1 protein-coding gene and 1 pseudogene are annotated in these 698 nt (G+C 48.1%); one reads left to right on the top strand and one right to left on the bottom strand.

What is annotated here, in order from left to right; all coding sequences use genetic code 11:
• A partial coding sequence (locus EXE42_RS16230; RefSeq protein ID WP_137706984.1) for a HAMP domain-containing sensor histidine kinase occupies nt 1–273 on the top strand: 273 nt, incomplete at its 5' end.
• Between the two features lie 208 nt (nt 274–481).
• Here the strand turns inward: EXE42_RS16230 and EXE42_RS19725 are convergent.
• A pseudogene (locus tag EXE42_RS19725) lies at nt 482–698 on the bottom strand (hypothetical protein); the annotation flags it as partial.

The raw sequence follows: 698 nt of genomic DNA, 5'->3' as shown, positions 1-698 counted from the left end.
AATGCAGTCGAACACGGTCAAACAGATGTGACGGTGACAGTTGGAGAGTTAGCCAATGGATTCTACATCGAGGACGATGGCCAAGGAATCTCCCCCGATGAGCGTGATGATGTCTTTGAGGCAGGCTATTCGCAATCAACAGACGGAACCGGGTTTGGATTAAGTATTGTCGGACAGATCATTACTGCTCATGACTGGCAAATTCATGTTACAGATGGGAGTGATGGTGGGGCACGCTTCGAAATCACGGATGTTGAATTCGTTGCGTCGTAATCTTCTCGATAGTTTTTGACCGGGGCCGTGGGCCAGAAGAGAAACCATATTGGACCACTCAATCACCAGAATGTAACGGTCTGCCACCCGTAGATCAATCTTTTTATTTGAGAGAATACCGCTGGTTACCACTCTGGGCATATTCACGTTGATAAGTGTCTGCCTGCCGGTACTGAGATTACTATTTACTTCCGTTAGTCGATATCAATTAGTTCTTCGAACACTGTCCTTTATTATCGGACCACATCTCAACGCCACAGATCTCGATCCGAACACCATCTCGATACGTCGAGTCGATGTCGACTGACCAGCCATGGCTTCTGGCGATCGTCTCCATTGTTGGGAACAACATTCCGGTTTCTGCGGATGGCGTTGCTTCACCGTAACGAAACACACCATCGAGAACCTCTGTTGGTATCGGATCG

The sequence above is a fragment of the Halorubrum sp. SP3 genome (assembly GCF_005435195.1).
GTDB lineage: Archaea > Halobacteriota > Halobacteria > Halobacteriales > Haloferacaceae > Halorubrum > Halorubrum sodomense.
Note: the sequence above shows the minus strand (reverse complement) of the source record. Positions and strands in the feature narration are given on the sequence as shown.